Source organism: Neisseria sp. P0022.S010 (assembly GCF_051956635.1).
This window is the reverse complement of sequence record NZ_JBQCXF010000265.1, coordinates 1-3,974: the sequence shown is the minus strand read 5'-3', so window position 1 is coordinate 3,974 and position 3,974 is coordinate 1. Positions and strand designations below refer to the sequence as shown.

The 3,974-nt window shown below is 52.4% G+C and carries 4 protein-coding genes and 1 pseudogene; 3 read left to right on the top strand and 2 right to left on the bottom strand.

The window, feature by feature from the left end; all coding sequences use genetic code 11:
* Both ACTHUT_RS14975 and ACTHUT_RS14970 read right to left on the bottom strand, forming a co-directional pair.
* On the bottom strand, positions 1–365 hold a 365-nt coding region (locus ACTHUT_RS14975), incomplete at its 3' end, for a KdsC family phosphatase (protein ID WP_440418978.1).
* A 66-nt stretch (positions 366–431) separates the two neighbouring features.
* On the bottom strand, positions 432–1,406 hold the full coding sequence (locus ACTHUT_RS14970; RefSeq protein WP_063076105.1) for a KpsF/GutQ family sugar-phosphate isomerase: 975 nt from the start codon (positions 1,404–1,406) through the stop codon (positions 432–434).
* 134 nt (positions 1,407–1,540) lie between these two features.
* On the opposite strand from ACTHUT_RS14970, the gene tal reads away from it, so the two are divergent.
* The 3 genes and pseudogenes from tal to ACTHUT_RS14955 all read left to right on the top strand — a co-directional run.
* Entirely contained in the window at positions 1,541–2,596 is a 1,056-nt protein-coding gene (tal, locus tag ACTHUT_RS14965) for a transaldolase (protein ID WP_250601317.1), read from the top strand.
* A 152-nt stretch (positions 2,597–2,748) separates the two neighbouring features.
* Entirely contained in the window at positions 2,749–3,636 is an 888-nt protein-coding gene (gene gluQRS, locus ACTHUT_RS14960; protein WP_250601319.1) for a tRNA glutamyl-Q(34) synthetase GluQRS, read from the top strand.
* 238 nt (positions 3,637–3,874) lie between these two features.
* Positions 3,875–3,974 (top strand): annotated as a pseudogene (locus ACTHUT_RS14955) (LytR/AlgR family response regulator transcription factor); the annotation flags it as partial.

Sequence of the window (3,974 nt, the reverse complement as noted above, 5' to 3'; positions counted from 1 at the left end):
ATCACGGGCAAATCGACGACATCGTCGCCGACAAAGGCACACTCATGCTCCTCCACACCGGCCTGTTCGCGTAATTGGGCGTAGGCGGCACGTTTGTCGTGAATGCCTTTGAAGTAATAGTTGATACCGAGCTGCTTCACGCGGATAGCGACGGAAGGCGCATCGCGGCCGGTAATAATCGCCGTTTGCACACCGCTGGCCTGAAGCATTTTCAAACCGTGGCCGTCCAAAGTGTGGAACGATTTGATTTCTTCGCCGTTGTCGCGGATAAAAATGCGGCCGTCGGTCAAAACGCCGTCCACATCCAGTATCAGCAGTTTGATACCTAAAGCGCGTTGTTGCAGGTCGGAAGAGAGGTTTTGCATAAGGTTTCCTTATTTCAGACGGCCTATTCTAGCATAAGGCCGTCTGAAAACGTTTTTGCCGTCAATTCAGACAATTCGTGCCATCAATAAATCGTGCATGTTCAGCGCGCCAATCAGCACGCCGTTTTCTTCGACCACCAGCAAACCGTTCACATGGCCGCTTTGCATGGCTTTCAAAGCTTCGGTGGCAAGACGGTCGGCAGAGATGGTTTTCGGCGAAGCGTGCATGATGTCGTCCACTTTCAAACCGGCAAAGCTATCGCGTTCTTGAAACAGACGGCGCAAGTCGCCATCGGTAAATACGCCTTTCAGACGGCCTTCGGCATCGGTTACCGCCAACATGCCCAAACCTTTTTCACTCATGCGGACAATGGCCTCTTTCAACGGTGTACCCAACAAAACGGCAGGCAGAGCTTCGTCTTTGTGCATAATATCAGCCACGCGCAGCAGCAGGCGTTTGCCCAAACTGCCGGCCGGATGGCTTAAAGCAAAATCATCCGGCGTAAACGCACGCGCCTGCAGCAATACCACCGCCAGAGCATCGCCCAAGGCCATCACGGCGGTCGTACTGGAAGTCGGTGCAAGGCCGAGCGGACAGGCCTCTTTGGAAACCGCCGCGGTAATATGAATATCGGCATGGCGCGCCATGGTCGAAGTCGGATGGGCAGTGATGCAAATGAGCGTGATGTTTTTGCGTTTCAACGCCGGAATAATCGCCGCAATTTCGTCGCTTTCGCCGGAATTGGAAATAGCAACCACGACATCGTGGTCCACAATCATGCCCAAATCGCCGTGCGCCGCTTCGGCAGGATGGACGAAAAACGCAGGCGTGCCTGTCGAAGCCATGGTCGCCGCCATTTTGCGGCCGATGTGTCCGGACTTGCCCATGCCGGTAATGACGACCCTGCCCTTGCAGTGCAACAACGCTTCTGCCGCACGGACAAAATCATGATCCAAAGCCGCCGCAATTTCACGCAAACCTTCGGCTTCCGTATCCAATACATCGCGCGCCCAGTCGAGATAAAGTGTGTTTTCCGCCATCAAAGCCACCTTTCGTGCTTGAATTTAGGTTTGTTTTGCCCAAATTAATCGGCTGTAAACTGTTCAAATTCATCGAATCGGCGTAGCATTACCGCCACTTCACAAACAAACCTATTATGTAAAAGGAATCTGAGATGACTATTTTATCGGACGTTAAAGCATTAGGACAACAAATCTGGTTGGACAATCTCTCCCGTTCGCTGGTACAAAGCGGCGAGTTGGCAGAAATGCTGAAACAAGGTGTGTGTGGCGTAACTTCCAATCCTGCCATTTTCCAAAAAGCCTTTGCCGGAGATACCCTGTACGCCGATGAAGTAGCCGCACTCAAACAGCAGGACCTGACCCCGAAACAACGCTACGAAACCATGGCGGTTGCCGATGTGCAAGCCGCCTGCGACGTGTGCCTTGCCGAACACGAATCTACCGGTGGCAAAACCGGCTTCGTCAGCCTCGAAGTTTCGCCTGAATTATCCAAAGACGCGCAAGGTACGGTTGAAGAAGCGCGCCGCCTGCACGCCGCCATCGGCCGTAAAAATGCCATGATTAAAGTACCGGCAACCGACGAAGGCATCGAAGCGCTTGAAACCCTCGTTTCAGACGGCATCAGCGTGAACCTCACGCTGCTGTTCTCACGCGCCCAAACCCTCAAAGCCTACGCAGCCTACGCACGCGGCATTGCCAACCGTTTGGAAGCGGGACACGACGTTTCCCATATCCAAGTTGTCGCCAGCTTCTTTATTTCCCGTGTCGATGCCGCATTGGATGCCACCCTGCCCGACCACCTCAAAGGCAAAGTCGCCATCGCGCTGGCCAAATCCGCCTATCAAGATTGGGCGCAATACTTCGGCAGCAGCGAATTTGCCGCACTTGCCGAAAAAGGTGCCAACCGCGTACAACTTCTGTGGGCATCTACCGGCGTGAAAAACCCTGCCTATCCTGACACTTTGTACGTTGACAGCCTGATTGGCGCCCATACCGTCAACACCGTTCCCGATTCCACACTCAAAGCCTTTATCGACCACGGCACCGCCAAAGCCACGTTGACCGAAGGCACGGACGAAGCCCAAGCGCAGCTTGCCGAAACCGCCCAACTCGGCATTGATGTTGAAACTTTGGCAACTCGTTTGCAAGAAGACGGTTTGAAACAATTTGAAGATGCTTTCGCCAAACTACTGGCTCCCTTGGCTTAAGCGAATTGAACGGACGGCCAAGAAACTTAAATCATTTTGAAAAGTCTCAGGCCGTCTGAAACCCAAATTCGGGCGTGTACGGCACGCCCTTTTCTATCACGATTTGAATAGCGTGCAGACACACTGCCCCTGCCCTACAAAACCACCCTGCCATGTATATAGGACGTTTCGCCCCCAGCCCTACCGGCCTGCTTCATATCGGCTCCCTACTGACCGCCGTCGCCTCCTATGCCGACGCGCGCGCTCATCAAGGCAAATGGCTGGTCCGCATTGAAGACCTTGACCCTCCGCGCGAAATGCCCGGCGCCGCAACCGACATTTTGCGCACGCTCGAAGCTTTCGGTTTTGAGTGGGATGGCGAAGTCGCCTATCAAAGCCGCTGTTACGACCTATATCAAGACACCCTCGACCGCCTCAAAGCAGCCGGGCTGGTGTATCCCTGCTATTGCAGCCGAAAAGACTGGCAGGCGGCGGCAACACATGGCGCAGACGGATTTGTATATAACGGCTGTTGCCGCAATCCTCAGCAAAGACCCGACACGCAAAACAAAACTCCGGCATGGCGCATTCAAGTTCCCGATCGCGTGATCGGTTTTTCAGACGGCATTGTCGGACATTACGCACAAAATCTGGCACATGATATCGGCGATTTTGTCCTGCTTCGTGCCGACGGCTATTGGGCATATCAGCTTGCCGTGGTTGCCGACGATGCCGATCAAGGCATAACGCATATTGTCCGCGGTCAGGACTTGCTCGTTTCCACGCCGCGCCAAATCTATCTGCAACAATGCCTCGGCGTTCCCACACCGGCCTACGCCCACCTTCCCCTATTGACCAACAATCAAGGGCAAAAATGGTCGAAACAAACCCTTGCCCCGGCTTTGGATTTGAATCAAAAAGAACAACTCCTACGCCAAGTCCTAACCTACCTCAACCTACCCGATGCACCTACCGTGAACCGTCCGCAGGAATTGCTTGATTGGGCGGTGGTACACTGGCAAATGGACAAAATCCCAAAATCGTCCATTATCACAGACTGAATTAGCACGATTACAACAAAATTACTCTAGGTATTACAATATTTCATAAAGTTATGTAAGTAATCTTCCGATTCATCCCAAACCATGCCCAAGAAGCGAAAAATCATGTATATTTTGAAAATTTCCTAAAATTGTCACAAACTGATAATTTCAAGGTTGTAACAACATACGGCTGACGCGTTATTGAGGATGACAAAACGCGGCAGATCTCCCACGATACAACAAAAAGAATACCGCTATGCCAAGTGCCATTATTGTAGAAGACGAAGTATTAGCAGCAGAACGCTTACGTGTATTATTGGAAGAGTGCAATGTCGTACTGCTCAACGTCTTTCACC